The organism is Paludibacter sp. (assembly GCF_009712605.1).
Taxonomy (GTDB): Bacteria; Bacteroidota; Bacteroidia; order Bacteroidales; family Paludibacteraceae; genus Microbacter.
The window spans coordinates 117912-133414 of the sequence record NZ_WASO01000008.1 but is presented as its reverse complement, the minus strand read 5'-3'; the positions used below and the strand labels follow the sequence as shown (position 1 = coordinate 133414).

The following is a 15503-nucleotide window of genomic DNA, read 5'->3' as shown; positions in this document are numbered from 1 at the left end:
TTATTTTCGAAGCTGGACGTAATCAACAAGATGGTCGGCGCTTTTATGCAGGATCAGGTTGGCGCGGTTGCGCGTAGGGAGAATATGTTTCCGTAGATTTACCAGATTGATTTCCGTCCATGCCGTGCGGGCAACTTTTATGGCGTCATCTACCGATAACTTTGAATAGTTGACAAAGAAAGAATCGGGGTCAGTAAATGCCGTTTCGCGCAGCTTCAGAAAGCGGGATATAAACCATTCTTCCAGCAACGTTTCATCTGCATCCACATAGATAGAAAAATCCGCAAAGTCTGATACAAACGCATGCGATTGATCCGGGTGCGGAGCATCGAGATTGCTTTGCAGTACATTCAGACCTTCGAGAATTAAAATGTCGGGTCGGTCAACTTCCTGAAATTCATGGGGCACCACGTCATATATCTTATGTGAGTACTTGGGTGCTTGTAAATGTGATTTGCCCGACTTGACATCCATAACAAACTGTAGCAGCCGGTGCGTGTCATACGATTGCGGAAAGCCTTTCTTCATCATCAAACCCTTTTCTTCCAATACGGCATTGGGATACAAAAAGCCGTCGGTCGTTACCAACACTACTTTCAGATTTTCTTTCCAATGGCTCAATAAAGCCTGCAATACGCGCGAACTCGTCGTTTTTCCTACCGATACACTGCCGCTGATGCTGATAATAAAAGGGATATGTTGTTCTTGCTGATTCAAAAACTGCATCAATGCCGATTGCCTGTTGAGGCGTGCATTGAGATAATAATTGAGAAGACGTGCAAGCGGCATATAGATATCCCTCACCTCATCAATAGACAATTCATCGTTAATGCCTCGCAGTTTTTGTACCTCTTCTGCCGTGAGAGACATTGGCTGCATATTGCGAAGCGAAGCCCATCGCTCCCTGTCGAAGTGCATATAGAGATTTTCGGAAGATCTGGTCATGTGCTAGTTGTTGAATTTTAAATATGAATTATGCAGACAATTTTTTCTTCTATACCTCCATATATGAGATATTTATATGCTCTTCGTGTAACAATGCCAACGATTTAGAGCAGATGTTGCGGGTGCAAATAAACGTAATTTCCAGTTCAGGATTTACGCTTTTCAGTTGTCGGGCCATTTCTACTATCTTCTCTGCGTCTTTGCGGATAATCCGGCTTTTAATCACTTTCCGAATGCCCAGACGATTGTCTCCAAGCGCTTCCAGCTGAACGCGGGGCGGTAAGCCGTAATATGTTGGGTTGGTTTCCATCGGTGAATTGATTTAGGGGCAAAGATACGATTTTGCAATTGAATTGGAGATGCTGCGTGATGAGTTAGGCATACCACGTTTGTGGTATATAAATACTCAATGTGTGGGATTGATACCGGATGTGCAGGGTCGTATTTTTGTGTCAGTAATAACTCAACAAAATAACTGATATGCAAACCAAAGCAATATGCCCCATCAATAATAAAAAAGTGGATGAAAACGTAGCTCGCAGTAATGCCGCTCTTACCGTACTACTCTTAGTCGTGTTTCAACTGAGCATTAATCCTCTGATAGCACTTTTTCTGCTGGCTGACTTTTTGTTGCGTGGGTTTGACCTTGCGGCTTATAGTCCTTTGGCTTTCGTGTCGAAAAAGGTAGTGTCAGTTTTGTCGCTCAAACCAAAAGTAATCAATGCAGGCCCTAAATTTTTTGCGGCTAAGATAGGAGCCGCCTTCAGCTTGTCGATCCTTGTGTCTGCGCTTCTGGGATTTAATCAACTGGCATTCGTGTTTAGTGCTGTGTTCGGAGTTTGTGCCTTTTTAGAGGCGGCAATCGGTTTTTGTCTGGCTTGCAAAATATATCCCTACACTTATAAACTGACTCATTTCAATATATCTAAAGCAATTCAATAAAGAGGTTACTGTTTTGTTAATGAAGATTAGGAGCTTTTGTTATTCATCCTGTTTTTGACGCTAATTTGGCACACAAAAACAGGATGAATCATATCTGCTCGAATTTGTCAGGAGTTTGTTCCAAATAACGGTTTCTTATTTTCTCCGACTTACTTCAACTGCAAAAAATCACCATCGATGATCATTAGTTTCACGCCCTGCTCTGTGCTTGACCGGTGCGAACTCAATTCGTCGGAAACCACATAAGTCATGCCCTGCGTCAGGGTGAAGCGTTCGCCATTTTCCAACTCGCTTACAAATTCACCTTCCAGACAATGAACAATGTGCCCCTTCCGGCACCAATGATCAGCTAAATATCCTTTCGAATATTCCACAATTCGAATTCTTAATCCCGGAAACTGCAAGGTTTGCCAGAATGCAGTTCCATGCTCTCCTTTATGCTCGGTTTTTGGAACTTCGTCCCAACCGATTACCTGAAACGGGATATTACAATCCTTAGTCATGATACTTTTTATTGGTGTTAATTTTGTTGCTTAGTTTGTCACGACTTTCATGCCAAAATAGGCAGTTTTGTTCGGGCATAAATCAGGAAGCTTACTTTCCTTTGCCTCAAGGGGCTTTAATCTGAGTGCTGTCAATTGTTCTGGTTTATTTCGTTTTGAAAAATGGTCGCAAATCTTGTCGTTTGCACCGGCCCAAAGTCCCCTTTAGGGGATATAGGGGTAAAAATGGGAGGTCACTATGCTTACTACATCATGGGTTATACTTATTTATTTGATATTTAGGTTGTTCAATCTCTCTTTAATTTGTTGTATTACTCTGCCTACGTCCGTAAGCACTTCTTTATTGGTAAATCGAATCACGATCAGACCTAAGCGTTCGAGCTCGGCTGTACGTCCGTCATCATAATCCAATTGTGCTGCATGAATCTTCCCATCCACTTCCACAATGAGCTTTGCTCGATGACAATAAAAATCAGCGATAAAAATATCGATTGGATGCTGAGCTTTGAACCGAACTCCAAGTTGATTGCATTTTAGCCTTTCCCAGAGCACTGCTTCTGCTGGCGTCATGTTCTCACGCAACTCTTTTGCCCGTGCAAAAATAGTTGGCTGAGCATTATAATACATGGTATGTTCAACAGTGTCCTTTTTAAGCATAGATGATCTATTTTATTTACCCCAAACCCCTTAAGGGGCTTTAATCTGCTATTGTCAATTATTCTGGTTTTATCAATTTGACACATTTTGATCGTTTTGAAAAATGGTCGCAAATTTTTTTTGTTTGCACTACCTCAAAGTCCCTTTAAGGGGAATCGAAGATCAGCGGAGCTAATTAGGGGTAGAATCTTACTTCACTTCGTTGAGCTTGAACCGATATCCGCAATTTCTGCATTCTTATGTCATCAAAGAGTATCATGTTTCTAAGAGTTAAACCTCTATTCTGGTTGTCTTTGGGGCTGATAACCAGTATTCAACTATCACGCGCCAAATTTAGAAAAATATATTTGCACAAAATGTTTATTTGGTTAAAAACGGCAAGAAGTTATAAAAAACGCCGACTCCTCACGGAACCGGCGCTCAAAATAAAAGAACAAAGTGAATTATTGCATCGGGTTCTGCCCGGCACTGCTATTCTCTTTTGCTTTCTGATCATCATTAGAGATCGTAGACTTCGCTTTCTTTACCTGCGCATTCATGCTACCGATGCGGTATGATACGTTAAAGCGGAATTCAAGCGGTTGTCCGATATGGATATCGGTGTGCTGATCGAATGTCGGTGTACCTGTCTGACTGTTGGTGCCGTGAGTATCCATTGTGATATGTGTTTTAGGCAACCACACAGTGCTCATCGAAACATTCAGACGTTTCTGCATCAGGTCTTTCGAAAGAGAGAAGAAGCTATAGTAGAATGCCGACTGACTTCCCTGCAGGTTGATTTGTGGAAGCATTCCGCCGCCGCCCACGCTCATACGTAGATCTTTGGGCAGGATAACTGTTCCGCCTGCGTACAAACGGCCGGTAAAGCCATCGTTTGCCATGTTAAAGGCTCCACTCTTCATGTTAATGTAGCTGACATTTCCGTTCATAAACAAGGTGAGCCATTTGATGCCGCGATAGTTGCCGAACAGGTTCATGTTCACTTGTTTGTTGTGCCCGATGTTGGCATAGGTCATTTCTTGTACAGAACTTCCCTGCGGGATGAATGAATATTGCTCGATGGCATTGTTCACAAAAGTATAAGTCAGCTCGGCGCTAAGGTTGTATTTGGGAGCAAAATTGCTATAACCCAAAGTGATATTGTGACTTTTTTCCGGATCGAGGTTCGGGTTACCATAGCTGATGTAGTTCGGGTCTTTACGGTCTACATAAGGATTCAGGTAGCCGATGCTCGGGCGTTGAATACGCATATTATATCCGAATTTAAGGCTTTGCATATCCGATAATTTGTAGGTCACAATAGCTGAAGGAACTACCACTCCGTAATCGGTTGTGAAATTTCTGTCAGCTTTATCGAATTCAGCCTTCAGCCAGGTGTATTCATAGCGCACACCGCTCTTGAATCCCCATTTACCTACGTTGCCGGCATAGCTTGCATATACCCCCAGAATGTCCTGATTGTTTGTGAAATTAGTGATACTGTCGGCCGAAATATATGGTGTGTAAGGATACGGCTGTAAAACATTGAAATAATTATATGTCTCATCACTTTTACTGTCGTTCAAACGAATAATATATTTAGTTCCCAATTCCAGTGTGTGTCCTTTTGCCAGAGGTGTGGTGTAATCGGCCTGAAATGTGTGTTCGTTCGATTTTGCATCATTTTTGCTGGTGCTTGACTGGAACAAACCAGGTTGAGGCAAACTATGATATGAGGAGTTGATAACATTTGTTGCGTCATAATTACTATTATTCGGAGTGTTACTCAACTTGTATGACAAGGTAAACAATTCACCCTTTCTCTTGAACGAATGTTGGTAGTCAAGGCCAATGTCGGTAGAACCCCAGGTCTGTTTCTGAGTGCTTTCCTGTTGGTAGGAAAACAACGGATTCATATTTTTGTCATAATTATCGGTAAACGCAGTTGTTTCGCTCTTTGGTAGACCATAACGACGGTTGTACGATAATGTAAACAGGTTGAGAGTATCCATCTCGAAGCTCAACTGGCCGCTACCGAACTGCATTGGAGCTGTCGTTTTAACTGTTGCTACCTGCGCCGCATTAGGGTAGGGGGCATTGGCAAAATAAGTCTGTCTGTCGGAAGTGGTGGTCAGCGGGAACTGTTTGCTATAGTTGTAGTTATAGTTTCCAGAGAAACTGAATTTGCCGCTTTGTACCATCAGGTTCAGTCCTCCTCCATACGAACCGCGGGATGAAACCTGCGTGTTGATGGTGGCCGAATATCCTTTGGCGGCGGTTTTCTGAACAGTTACAATATTGATAATACCACCTACACCTTCAGCATCGTATTTTGCGCCCGGTTGTGTAATTACCTCAATGTTTTTTACCATATTGGCCGGCATGCTCTTCAATATCATGCTCGGATTGTTATTGAACATGTTGGTAGGTTTTCCGTTGAGGAAGAACTTGAAGTTGGAAGCTCCTTTCAACTGAATGTTGTCCTGTCCGTCAACTGTTACCATAGGCACTTTGCGCAGTACGTCGAGCACTGTTGATGTCTTGGTTTCGGGATCTTGTTCTGTGTCGTAAGTAATCTTATCGGCTTCGGCCTTAATCAACGGACGTGTAGCCACAATGCTTACTTCTTTGAGTGATTGTTGGTTATCTGCGAGACCTATTTTGCCTAGTTGGATCATACGGTTATTGGGGCCAACGCTAAAGGTGCGCTTTGCAGGTTGTTTTCCTACAAAAGATACTATGACAATATACTTGCCCGGATTTTTCAATTCTCCGGTAAATTTTCCGTCAATATCGCTGGCAAAACGGGCAACGACCTGTTGCGGCTTGTTTGCCAAAACGACGGAGCATGTCACGTACGGCATTGTTTCTGAAGTTACCGAGTCAATTGCCTGTCCTTTTACCTGATACCTAGTAGCTGCAGTTTGAGCGCTCATCAAGAGCGGAATAAAAAATAAAACTGCAAAGAGGAATTTTTTCATTGTTTTGTGTTCCTGAATTAGTTTGTAAATAAATTTATCGCGTTTATTTCGAGTGTTTTACAACTTTTGTCTTGACAGATACTCCTTTTACATCGTTGCCTTCCAGACTGATGCTGATGCTGTCTTTGTCATTGGTTTGTAAACGAATCTCCCGTAAGCCTTTGTTCAAAGGATTCTTTTCAGCTTCGTTTACCAGATGACGAAAATAAGCGTATGCGGCAAACGGAATGCTGATTAAAAGCAGGAGGATGATCATCAATGTGATATTGCTGCGTTTGTTTATGATTTTCGTAAGTTTCATAAGTTTCATAAATTTATTCGGGGAGTACGATACGCCTCCGATGATTATTTTTGTAAAAACGCTTCATATTGAGATTTGATCTCTTCAAAAGTAATTCCCAATGCTTTCATTGTGCTGAAAATCATTGGCAACTGATGGCTGAAGAATTCTGTGCGGTTAAGCTTTATAATATTTTGCATAGCTTCTTCTGCTACAAAATATCCGATACCCCGTTTGTTGAAGATAATGTCTTCTCCCTGCAAATAATCGTAAGTTCGCATGACGGTATTCGGATTGACCTGCAAGTCGGCTCCTAGTTCCCTTACCGAAGGGATGCGGCCACCTGCGCTCCATTCGTTGCGAAGAATTTTTTCGCATACAAAATCAGCAATCTGCAGGTATATTGGTTTATTGTTATCGAATTCCATTTTTATTTTGGTTAGTTAATGATATGGAACGGATTTATAACTCCTGTTCCTGTAATTTGAAGAACGATACCAGCCATAATCCAAATGGGAAGATGATATGTGCAACAATTTTGATATAGTCAATAAGCCATGAAGTGGTTGAGGGCTCTATATTTGCCATTTGTACTTCCATGATAAAGCTTTTGAGGTCGAATTGATAAACAAGCAAATTGGTAAGCAACCCGAATGTAACTTGCAAAATAAAAATCGCCCCCAGCGTTTTGAGCCATTTCAGCCTGCGAAACGACATTGTGCCGATCATAGCAATGGCCTGTCCGCCCAAGACTCCGATAAAATAAGCATGCCATTCGTTTGTCCCGATGTGTAAGTCAATCGATCTGCCAAACAGGGCAAATTCAAGACCCGACAAGATGAGCCAGAGAGTCCCGATTATGAGAGGAACTACAATTACATTCTGAAACCAGAAGGCAAGCCATTTTTCAAAATTTGAAGCTGGTAGCATGGAGTAATTCACTCCTTTGATTTTATGGAATACATCGTTGTAAAGCATAAAAGGAGAAATGATCATCAGAAACAGTCCTAACCCGGCAAAAACGTTGGGATGAAAGCTGTTACGGTTAATCAAAATGTCCGAAGCAGCATAGGCTGCCGCAAAAATCAAATAAAACAGATAGTGACGGCGAAATGCCACCGTCTCGGCTTTTACAATACGGAAAAACCTCTGGATATTAAATGTTTCGTTCATATTCGTAATGTGTTGAAAATTAATTGAACCATTCGGCAAAGCGTGCACGATTGGCAATCGCCGCGTTAAACAACAATTCTATGTTTACTTTACTCTCTTCTCCATCCGTATTTGGTACTACAACTCCGTAGCCACCCATCATCGGTTCCGAATAGAGTGCATCTTCAGGAACGTACGATAATACTGCAAATTTCAGTTTGCGGGTAATCGATTCTACCGATTCATTCAGTAACACGTTGTTGCGTTCGAGAATTACAATCGGATCAATCAGAAATTCGAGGTCACGCACCTGGTGAGTAGAAATGATGATACACTTGTTGTCATCAGCGGCACGCGCCACTACCCGACGGAAAATTGATTTTGATGGGATGTCGAGGCCATTGGTGGGCTCGTCTAGCAGCAACAGCTCCGTGTTACAAGCCAGAGCCAGCGAAATCATCGCTTTCTTTTTTTGTCCGAATGACATCTCGTGCAGTTTCTTTTCGCCATCTACCCCAAACTCCTGCATCAGAGTCGCATAATGGTTGTATTCGAAGTTGGGATAAAACGGGCCGACATTGCGGGCATATTCATCTGCTTTCTGGTGTGTCACCATAAATTCTTCCGGCAGGTAAAATATCTTAGATAAAAAGCCCGGCTGTCTTTTGCCCGGAGTGTAGTCCATCACTTTGCAATTGCCGTCTGCGGGAAAAAGCAAGCCGGCAATGAGACGCAGAAAAGTGGTTTTACCAACGCCATTTTCTCCCAGAAGTCCATAAATTTTTCCGGGTTCCAATTGCATGGTCAAAGAATCGAATACTTTCGATTTTTCTTTGTACCAAAATGACATGTTTTCTATTTCAATCATAATGTTATCGTATTAGTGTATTACTATATTAATACACTGCAAATATACGGCAAGTTTTTATATCTATGTTTGAGTTTGGGTGTATTTATGGTAATTTAACAGTTTTAATAGTTGGGGTTGTCTGTTTTGCATTGATATTCAATTGTGTATGTTTTTTCAGCGAGCAGAAATACTTACAGGGAAGTCTTTTTTAAGTATATTTTGCCCACTTATATTCCATCCGAATGGAATAGTTTTAGTAATTTTGAACTCGTTTTTGATGCAATGGTTCGCTATAAAATGTGTTTCTCACGCAAAGCCGCAAAGTCACAAAGAAAAACTTTCGGTTTTTCTTTATAGCGGCTTAAATCATAATATGTGTAGTTCAATCATTTATGAGTGCTTTGCGTCTCTGCGTCTTTGCGAGAGAAAATAAGCCGCAGGAAAAAATGACTTGTCATTTTTTGGTCTATCAACTTGATTTACTACTACATAAACACTTTTATAATAAAGTGTTGTGATGGAAATCTATCATTTATCTTCAAAATATAATCAAAACTAAATCAATAATTTATGGCAACTCCCGAATTTAAGTACCAGGAGCCGTTTCCTCTTGGGAAAGACAAAACAGAGTACTATCTGCTCACTAAAGAACACGTGTCGGTAAGCAATTTCGAAGGAAATGAAATTTTGAAAGTTGAACCGGAAGGTTTGACCAAGCTGGCTCGTGCCGCCATGCACGATCTTTCCTTTATGTTGCGCCCTGCTCACAACGAACAGGTGGCATCTATCCTGAGCGATCCCGAAGCAAGTCAGAACGATAAAGCTGTTGCGCTAACAATGTTGCTTAACGCTGAAATTGCAGCAGAAGGTCAGTTGCCTTTCTGTCAGGATACAGGTACCGCTACTATTGTTGCTAAAAAAGGCCAAAACGTATGGACCGGTGGTGGCGACGAAGAAGCTCTTTCGCACGGAGTGTACAACACTTACACACAAGATAACCTTCGCTACTCTCAAACCGTAGCGCTGGATATGTACACCGAAAAGAACACTGGTTGTAATCTTCCGGCGCAAATCGATGTTTACTCTATTAACGGTAACGAATACAAATTCCTTTTCATCGCAAAGGGTGGGGGATCTGCTAATAAAACATATCTTTTCCAGGAAACAAAGGCGTTGTTGAATCCTGATACGTTGGAAAAATTCCTGATTGAAAAGATGAAAACGTTGGGTACAGCTGCTTGTCCTCCTTATCACATTGCATTTGTGATTGGTGGTACATCGGCCGAAGCTAACCTCAAGACCGTGAAACTTGCTTCAGTGAAATATCTCGACGAATTGCCTACTGAAGGTAACGACGGTGGTCAAGCTTTCCGCGACCTTGAAATGGAGGCTAAATTGTTGAAAGCTGCACAAAATATTGGTCTTGGCGCTCAGTTCGGCGGTAAATATTATGCTCATGACATTCGCGTGGTACGTTTGCCTCGTCACGGTGCTTCCTGCCCGGTGGGTATGGGTGTTTCGTGTAGTGCCGACCGTAACGTGAAAGCTAAAATCAACAAAGACGGTATCTGGATCGAAAAACTGGATAGCAACCCCGGCCGTTTGATTCCTGCTCAATACAAACAAGCCGGAGGCCACAGCCACGGTGTGAAAATCAACCTGAACCGTCCGATGAACGAAGTTTTGGCCGATCTTTCACAATATCCGGTTTCTACCTTCTTGCTGCTTAGCGGTACCATTATCGTAGGTCGCGACATTGCTCATGCAAAACTAAAAGAACGTCTCGACAGAGGTGAAGATCTTCCTCAATATTTGAAAGAACACCCGATTTATTATGCAGGTCCGGCAAAAACTCCGGAAGGAATGGCTTGTGGCTCAATGGGCCCCACTACTGCTGGTCGTATGGACTCTTACGTAGATTTGTTCCAGAGCAAAGGCGGAAGCATGATTATGATCGCTAAAGGTAACCGTAGCCAACAAGTGACAGATGCCTGCCAAAAGCATGGAGGTTTCTATCTTGGTTCGATCGGTGGGCCGGCTGCTATTCTTGCGAAGAACAATATCAAGAGCATCAAATGTGTGGAATACCCGGAATTGGGTATGGAAGCCATCTGGCAAATCGAAGTGGAAGATTTTCCAGCTTTCATTCTGGTGGATGACAAAGGCAACGACTTCTTCAAACAGATTCGTCCCAGAGTATAATCCGAACCATATGGATTCATAAAAACAAAAGAGACATACTACCGTGTGTCTCTTTTGTTTTAAATGTGAGTCTTATAAAATTAGAATAGGATCCCGATATTTTGCTTAGACGTTTGTCCTGTAGGGACTCACTATGAATAACCCCGTACGTAGTGCGGGGAAGAGAGAGCATCCGCATTTATCAACCCTTTAGGGGTTACCCATTATTATACAATCGGACAACCCACTATGGGGTTGAAAGGCTTGCTTATTGCCTACCGCGCGTTGCACGCACGGTTATTTACTGTAAACCCTTAACAGGGTTTAGGTGTCAAATCCGATATTCATATTAGACATTATACCGTTTAATTCATTTCTTAATTTTTGCATCTGACCTCTCCCCTAGCCCCTCTCCCGAAGAGAGGGGGAAAATCTGCAAAATGAACTAAATACTAAATGTTTCACTGTCTTACTCCTCCTCCCCTTGGGGGAGGAGGTTGGGTCAGACGATAAATATCTGACTCCGACACGAAGTCGTCGTGAGAGGAGAGGTCTGCAATTAAAATTTATATACGCTTAATCGATATAATGTCTATTTTATAACCTCTAGTGAAGCCAGACCTGGAGGGACAATCGAATTCTTTCCGTCTCTGTTTTTGTTTACTTTTTGTGCCAAAAAATAAGGCATGCCGCAGGCAAAAAACAAATTAATCCCAGCGCGTTGAAAAGATTTTGTTTTAGGCGTAAAATCGAAATGAACATATTGTAAAACAAAAAGAGACACACGGTCGTATGTCTCTTTCTGTTTTATATGGATATGATTCGTTATTTACCTGTTGGCAAATAGCAGAATTGCTTTGCCGTCATGATCTCCTGTAGTAACTTCATTTGTGTTAATGTTGTTCCCGAGATTGTATTGGCCAACTATTTTATAGGTTTCGCCCTTACTTAGCTTTTGACAAAAGTCGTTGCGTGCAATCAGGAATGACCGGTATGCGTGGTGGGCTTTGGTGAAAAGCTGAAAAGCCTCACGGCTGAACGCCCCTACAAAAATATATTTTCCATCGAAAAATTCCGGACCTAATATTCTGCCATGATTATTCGTTCTGATAAATCCTTTGTTAGCCAGTGCTCTTTTGTGTTCGCCGGGTAACTGGGAAAGTCGCGTGCTGTCCAATTCTGCACAATAGCCCGACGAATGTCCGATTTTATCCTTATAACCATGCCTTTTGCATTCGGCCATCAGTTTATTGATCGCTTCTTCTTTGCTTTTGGCAAAAGGATCGATAATAACCACGTTGATGGGTTCACGGAGTTCTTTGTGCTGAAATTTCCTCCCCAGCCAATTAGCCGGAGCTCCATCTTGCTTTTCGAGCCATTTCCCAATGGAAGGCAATTTAAAGTCGGGTTTAAGTTCCTGTGCAGTTGAGAAACGAAAACCTAAAATGCACAACAAGAAAATAGTTGTTAGCCGCAACATTTTGAACGTAAGATAACCAGTTGGTTGATTAATAATGATAAAGAGAAAGTCGACTTGCAAAGATAAGTCAGATTCTCTAATTCACTTTTTGTTAGTGTGTTAATCAGATTAATCAAACATTAAAAAAAACTATTGCGATTTTGATTATAAAACAATAGACTCACAAATATAATCAGGGATAATGCCGTACGAGCGAATCATCAGCTCATAACTGTCTGGCTGAACGTTACCGGTCAGAACAAGACAAGTATCGATTCCGAATTTGTTTCCCCCAATGATGTCTGTAATCAGAGAGTCACCCACCATTAGAATGTCTTTTTTGGTAACGTCGTGTTCTTTAGCGCAATAATCGAATGCAAAACTGAACATCTGAGAGTCCGGCTTACCAAAGCGGATGAATGTTTTACGAGCAAGAGCTTCGAGCATGTCTCCCACAGCGCCGACAGAAATAGCCACATCTTTTCTGGTTACAGGATAGGTACCATCGGTATTGGCCACAATCACAGGAATCGGTTTTTTGCGGATCAGGTTAAGCGCCTTGATTAAATCGACATTCCAGTCGAAGCCTTCATCGTCGAGCAGTACTAATGCGCTGATGTCTATGTAGTTTTCGAGGTCTACGTCTTTAATCGAGATGGTGTTGAGGCCTTCGTTTTCGATGTAATGGGCAGAAGCTTCGGTTCCCAGATAAGCAATACGTCCTCTTTGCACTTTGTTTTGGATATATTCGCGGGCCAACATGCCTGACGAAATAATTTTGCTTTCGTTGACTTCCACAATACCGGCATCAATATATGATTTTGCCAGTAGTTCGGGGCTACGAGAGGCATCGTTGGTCAGAATGTAGAAAGCGATGTTGTTTTCCTGCAAAAAGTGGAACATCTCCTTCACTCCAGGTAACATACCCTTGTAGTTTTTCAATACGCCGTAAGCGTCGAAAAAAATTACCTTGTACTTCAAGGCAACGTCCTTAAAATCGTCAAGTCCCATCATAGTGATTGTGAATTATGAATTATAAAATGTGAGTTGTTACAATGAATCTATAAATGATTTGAATACCAGTTTGTTGCCCGGGTGTTCCTGATACATGCGTTCGGGGTGAAATTGCAAACCCACCACAAATTTGTGTTTCGGATGATAGATTCCTTCGATCAATCCGTCGGGTGCCTGTGCCATGGCGATCAGTTCTGGTGCCAGTTTTTTAATGCCCTGGTGATGGTAAGTGTTTACCAAAAGGTCTTTTTGTTTGTACCAATTCATCAGTGGAGTGTTTTCAAAAATGGAAATCGGGTGGCGATGCGTGTCGTAATGGTCATAGTCGATATGGACAACGCTGCGTTTGTTCACTTCGTGTACATCAAGATGCAGGCTGCCACCGAAAGCCACGTTAATCATGTGCATGCCACGGCAGAAGCCAAGAATTGGTTTGTCGTGTTCCATGGCATGGCGACAACAAGCTATTTCTATTTCGTCTTTAATCGGATCGTATTCGTCCAGCTTGCTCACGCTGTACGACTCATTATAATACGCCGGACTAATATCGCCACCTTCCGACATTAATAGCCCGTCATAATCTTCGAGATAATCGGGAAGGTTGGCAATGGTGCCCTGTGAAATAGGTACAAGGATGGGCATTACACCTCCCTGTGCTAATATTTGAAGGTATATTTCAGATACCCAGTTTATTAGTTTGTTTTTTCGTAATTCACGTCGTGTGACGATCAGTACTTTCTTCTTTTTCGACATACTTTTATGTGATTCAGTATTTCAAATTTCAAGATTTCAATTTAGCTTTTTTCTGTGGTTCAGGCATCATTTAGACTGATGAAGTTCCTGCTGTTTACTGCTTGCTGTGTACTGCGCACTTATTCCTTTCAGTGCTGCAATCAGCAATTTGTCTTTTGCCATTCCCTGCGAAGCCACCCGGATATGCAGCTTGTCCATGCCTGTTTTGTTACTGCAATCTCGCACATAAAGATGGTATTCTTCCAGTAGCTTGTGTTGCAGTTCGGTCGCATTTAGCCCGCAAAGAATCTTTATCAGTACAAAATTGCTGGCGGTAGGATAGGCCAGAAAGCCGTCCAGATTCTTTAATTCGTTGTAAAGATAGCGAACATCTTTTATTACACGTAGCCGTGCTTTTTGATACTGCGCGTCGGTGGCCGGTAATTGCGATACAAAATATTCTGCAATGGTGTTGATATTCCAAACCGGAGTAAGTCCGCGCAACCGTTTCAATAATTCCATGTTGGCCGTGCAGCAATAGCCCAGACGTAAGCCCGGAACTCCGCAATGTTTACTCATGGAACGCACTATAATTACGTTAGGATGATGTTTTACATGAGGCAACAGCGAAGGAATATCCTCGGCTGCAAAATCCATAAATGATTCATCAACAATGATTAACCGTAGGTGTTGCATTCGGTTGAGGAACACAATCATATCGTTGAGAGACAGTAACTGTCCTGTAGGATTTCCGGGGTTGATAATCAGTGCCGATGTGATTCCGTGTTCGTCAATCCACCGGGCATATTCATCCAGATCGAGCTGATAGTTCTTTTCCGGCGGAAGCTGAAAAAGATGCGCGCATTCCTGCTTTTTCAGTTTATCGGTATATTCGCTGAACGTTGGTACCGGGATGGCAAAGTCGTCGATGAACTCTTTTTGGATAATGGTAATCAGTTCTGAAGCTCCATTGCCGATAAGCAGCTGTTCCGGTTTGACGTGAAGTACTTTCGCCAGAAGTTCCTGCGACAGGCGCGGATTGCTCGATGGGTACGACTTCATCAGCATGGGCAAACGATCCTGTAATTTTTTTGTGAGACGTTTGTCCGGGAAATAGGGGTTGGCAATAAAACAAAAATCGGTTACTTTCGACAGCATCTTTTCTCCCACAATATCAACAAGAGAGGGGGAATGAGATGTCTCATAAAAAAGGTGACGGTTTATCTTGAGTTTTTTCTTTGTGAACATGATAAAGGCAATTGCTGTGTCAAAAGTACAAAAAATATTTGCTGGCTCTAAAAGGTCACGACGATATTTTCCGGACAAACGTAAAAAAGGTGCCTCTCGCTATTCGACTGCGGAGACACCTTGCTATAAGGGAAACAGCTGATGATTATTTGCTTCTTTGCTTACTGCTTATCATCCAGTTTATATCGTATTTATCGGTACACATTCCAAAATATTCGCCCCAAAATGTAATACCCATGGGCATGGCAATTTTGCCATCTTCTGCCAATGCCTCAAATATGCGGTCGGCTTCTTCATTCGTATCCACAGCAACCGAAAGAGTGACGTTGTTTCCGGTTGTCATTTTCGGCGACCATTCGTCTCCGCCATCGCTTCCCATCAGTATTGCTTCGTTGCTTATCGGCAGGGCAACATGCATTACTTTGTTCATAAATGGTTCGGGTACCACCAGATCATCTTGTTGTGGCATATCGCTAAATCGTTCCAGTCTGGAAATTTTGGCGTTAAAAACTTGTTCGTAGAATTTGAATGCGTCTTCGCATGTACCCGGAAATGCCAGGTATGGATTGATATTGATCAT

At 42.2% G+C, this 15503-nt stretch carries 16 protein-coding genes; 2 read left to right on the top strand and 14 right to left on the bottom strand.

Annotated features, from left to right (window positions below; translation table 11 throughout):
- Positions 1-945, bottom strand: coding sequence for a type I pantothenate kinase (gene coaA / locus F8N35_RS06880; RefSeq protein WP_293050679.1), 945 nt, complete (start codon positions 943-945; stop codon positions 1-3).
- Between the two features lie 49 nt (positions 946-994).
- Positions 995-1255 carry a hypothetical protein gene (locus tag F8N35_RS06875; RefSeq protein WP_293050678.1) on the bottom strand — a complete coding sequence of 87 codons (261 nt, stop codon included), beginning with the start codon at positions 1253-1255 and terminating at the stop codon, positions 995-997.
- A 170-nt stretch (positions 1256-1425) separates the two neighbouring features.
- Here F8N35_RS06875 and F8N35_RS06870 point away from each other — a divergent pair, with 170 nt between their 5' ends.
- Positions 1426-1887, top strand: a complete 462-nt coding sequence (locus F8N35_RS06870) for a DUF4395 domain-containing protein (RefSeq protein ID WP_293050677.1) — start codon at positions 1426-1428, stop codon at positions 1885-1887.
- Between the two features lie 149 nt (positions 1888-2036).
- On the opposite strand, the gene F8N35_RS06865 is transcribed toward F8N35_RS06870, so the two are convergent.
- The 7 genes from F8N35_RS06865 to F8N35_RS06835 form a co-directional block, all read right to left on the bottom strand.
- Entirely contained in the window at positions 2037-2390 is a 354-nt protein-coding gene (locus F8N35_RS06865) for a DHCW motif cupin fold protein (RefSeq protein WP_293050676.1), read from the bottom strand.
- A gap of 267 nt (positions 2391-2657) precedes the next feature.
- Positions 2658-3047, bottom strand: coding sequence for a DUF559 domain-containing protein (locus tag F8N35_RS06860; protein WP_293050675.1), 390 nt, complete (start codon positions 3045-3047; stop codon positions 2658-2660).
- A gap of 443 nt (positions 3048-3490) precedes the next feature.
- Complete coding sequence (locus F8N35_RS06855) at positions 3491-6007, bottom strand: TonB-dependent receptor (RefSeq protein WP_293050674.1); 2517 nt, start codon at positions 6005-6007, stop codon at positions 3491-3493.
- A gap of 43 nt (positions 6008-6050) precedes the next feature.
- Complete coding sequence (locus tag F8N35_RS06850) at positions 6051-6308, bottom strand: hypothetical protein (protein WP_293050673.1); 258 nt, start codon at positions 6306-6308, stop codon at positions 6051-6053.
- A 44-nt stretch (positions 6309-6352) separates the two neighbouring features.
- Positions 6353-6715 (bottom strand): GntR family transcriptional regulator, encoded by a 363-nt coding sequence (locus tag F8N35_RS06845; protein WP_293050672.1) that lies wholly within the window; start codon positions 6713-6715, stop codon positions 6353-6355.
- A gap of 34 nt (positions 6716-6749) precedes the next feature.
- Positions 6750-7460, bottom strand: coding sequence for a hypothetical protein (locus F8N35_RS06840; protein WP_293050671.1), 711 nt, complete (start codon positions 7458-7460; stop codon positions 6750-6752).
- Positions 7461-7479: 19 nt separating this feature from the next.
- The gene (locus tag F8N35_RS06835) at positions 7480-8307 is read right to left on the bottom strand and encodes an ABC transporter ATP-binding protein (protein ID WP_293050670.1); all 828 of its coding nucleotides are present in this window, start codon (positions 8305-8307) and stop codon (positions 7480-7482) included.
- 552 nt (positions 8308-8859) lie between these two features.
- Between F8N35_RS06835 and F8N35_RS06830 the strand changes: the two genes are divergently transcribed.
- Positions 8860-10491, top strand: a complete 1632-nt coding sequence (locus tag F8N35_RS06830; RefSeq protein WP_068703313.1) for a fumarate hydratase — start codon at positions 8860-8862, stop codon at positions 10489-10491.
- Positions 10492-11299: 808 nt separating this feature from the next.
- Here F8N35_RS06830 and F8N35_RS06825 read toward each other — a convergent pair.
- The 5 genes from F8N35_RS06825 to F8N35_RS06805 form a co-directional block, all read right to left on the bottom strand.
- The gene (locus F8N35_RS06825) at positions 11300-11950 is read right to left on the bottom strand and encodes a hypothetical protein (protein WP_293050669.1); all 651 of its coding nucleotides are present in this window, start codon (positions 11948-11950) and stop codon (positions 11300-11302) included.
- Positions 11951-12094: 144 nt separating this feature from the next.
- Entirely contained in the window at positions 12095-12943 is an 849-nt protein-coding gene (locus tag F8N35_RS06820; protein ID WP_293050668.1) for an HAD-IIA family hydrolase, read from the bottom strand.
- Between the two features lie 36 nt (positions 12944-12979).
- The gene (locus tag F8N35_RS06815) at positions 12980-13696 is read right to left on the bottom strand and encodes a gamma-glutamyl-gamma-aminobutyrate hydrolase family protein (protein WP_293050667.1); all 717 of its coding nucleotides are present in this window, start codon (positions 13694-13696) and stop codon (positions 12980-12982) included.
- Positions 13697-13762: 66 nt separating this feature from the next.
- Entirely contained in the window at positions 13763-14923 is a 1161-nt protein-coding gene (locus tag F8N35_RS06810) for a histidinol-phosphate transaminase (RefSeq protein WP_293050666.1), read from the bottom strand.
- Between the two features lie 145 nt (positions 14924-15068).
- Positions 15069-15503 carry a VOC family protein gene (locus tag F8N35_RS06805; RefSeq protein ID WP_293050665.1) on the bottom strand — a complete coding sequence of 145 codons (435 nt, stop codon included), beginning with the start codon at positions 15501-15503 and terminating at the stop codon, positions 15069-15071.

What these genes read in the sequence shown, in the direction of transcription:
- F8N35_RS06825 (WP_293050669.1), bottom strand. Translation starts at nt 11,950, where the DNA reads ATGTTGCGGCTAACAACTATTTTCTTGTTGTGCATTTTAGGTTTTCGT.
- F8N35_RS06830 (WP_068703313.1), top strand. Translation starts at nt 8,860, where the DNA reads ATGGCAACTCCCGAATTTAAGTACCAGGAGCCGTTTCCTCTTGGGAAA.
- F8N35_RS06855 (WP_293050674.1), bottom strand. Translation starts at nt 6,007, where the DNA reads ATGAAAAAATTCCTCTTTGCAGTTTTATTTTTTATTCCGCTCTTGATG.
- F8N35_RS06835 (WP_293050670.1), bottom strand. Translation starts at nt 8,307, where the DNA reads ATGATTGAAATAGAAAACATGTCATTTTGGTACAAAGAAAAATCGAAA.
- coaA (WP_293050679.1), bottom strand. Translation starts at nt 945, where the DNA reads ATGACCAGATCTTCCGAAAATCTCTATATGCACTTCGACAGGGAGCGA.
- F8N35_RS06870 (WP_293050677.1), top strand. Translation starts at nt 1,426, where the DNA reads ATGCAAACCAAAGCAATATGCCCCATCAATAATAAAAAAGTGGATGAA.
- F8N35_RS06850 (WP_293050673.1), bottom strand. Translation starts at nt 6,308, where the DNA reads ATGAAACTTACGAAAATCATAAACAAACGCAGCAATATCACATTGATG.
- F8N35_RS06865 (WP_293050676.1), bottom strand. Translation starts at nt 2,390, where the DNA reads ATGACTAAGGATTGTAATATCCCGTTTCAGGTAATCGGTTGGGACGAA.
- F8N35_RS06845 (WP_293050672.1), bottom strand. Translation starts at nt 6,715, where the DNA reads ATGGAATTCGATAACAATAAACCAATATACCTGCAGATTGCTGATTTT.
- F8N35_RS06840 (WP_293050671.1), bottom strand. Translation starts at nt 7,460, where the DNA reads ATGAACGAAACATTTAATATCCAGAGGTTTTTCCGTATTGTAAAAGCC.
- F8N35_RS06875 (WP_293050678.1), bottom strand. Translation starts at nt 1,255, where the DNA reads ATGGAAACCAACCCAACATATTACGGCTTACCGCCCCGCGTTCAGCTG.
- F8N35_RS06815 (WP_293050667.1), bottom strand. Translation starts at nt 13,696, where the DNA reads ATGTCGAAAAAGAAGAAAGTACTGATCGTCACACGACGTGAATTACGA.
- F8N35_RS06820 (WP_293050668.1), bottom strand. Translation starts at nt 12,943, where the DNA reads ATGATGGGACTTGACGATTTTAAGGACGTTGCCTTGAAGTACAAGGTA.
- F8N35_RS06810 (WP_293050666.1), bottom strand. Translation starts at nt 14,923, where the DNA reads ATGTTCACAAAGAAAAAACTCAAGATAAACCGTCACCTTTTTTATGAG.
- F8N35_RS06805 (WP_293050665.1), bottom strand. Translation starts at nt 15,503, where the DNA reads ATGATCAATATCAATCCATACCTGGCATTTCCGGGTACATGCGAAGAC.
- F8N35_RS06860 (WP_293050675.1), bottom strand. Translation starts at nt 3,047, where the DNA reads ATGCTTAAAAAGGACACTGTTGAACATACCATGTATTATAATGCTCAG.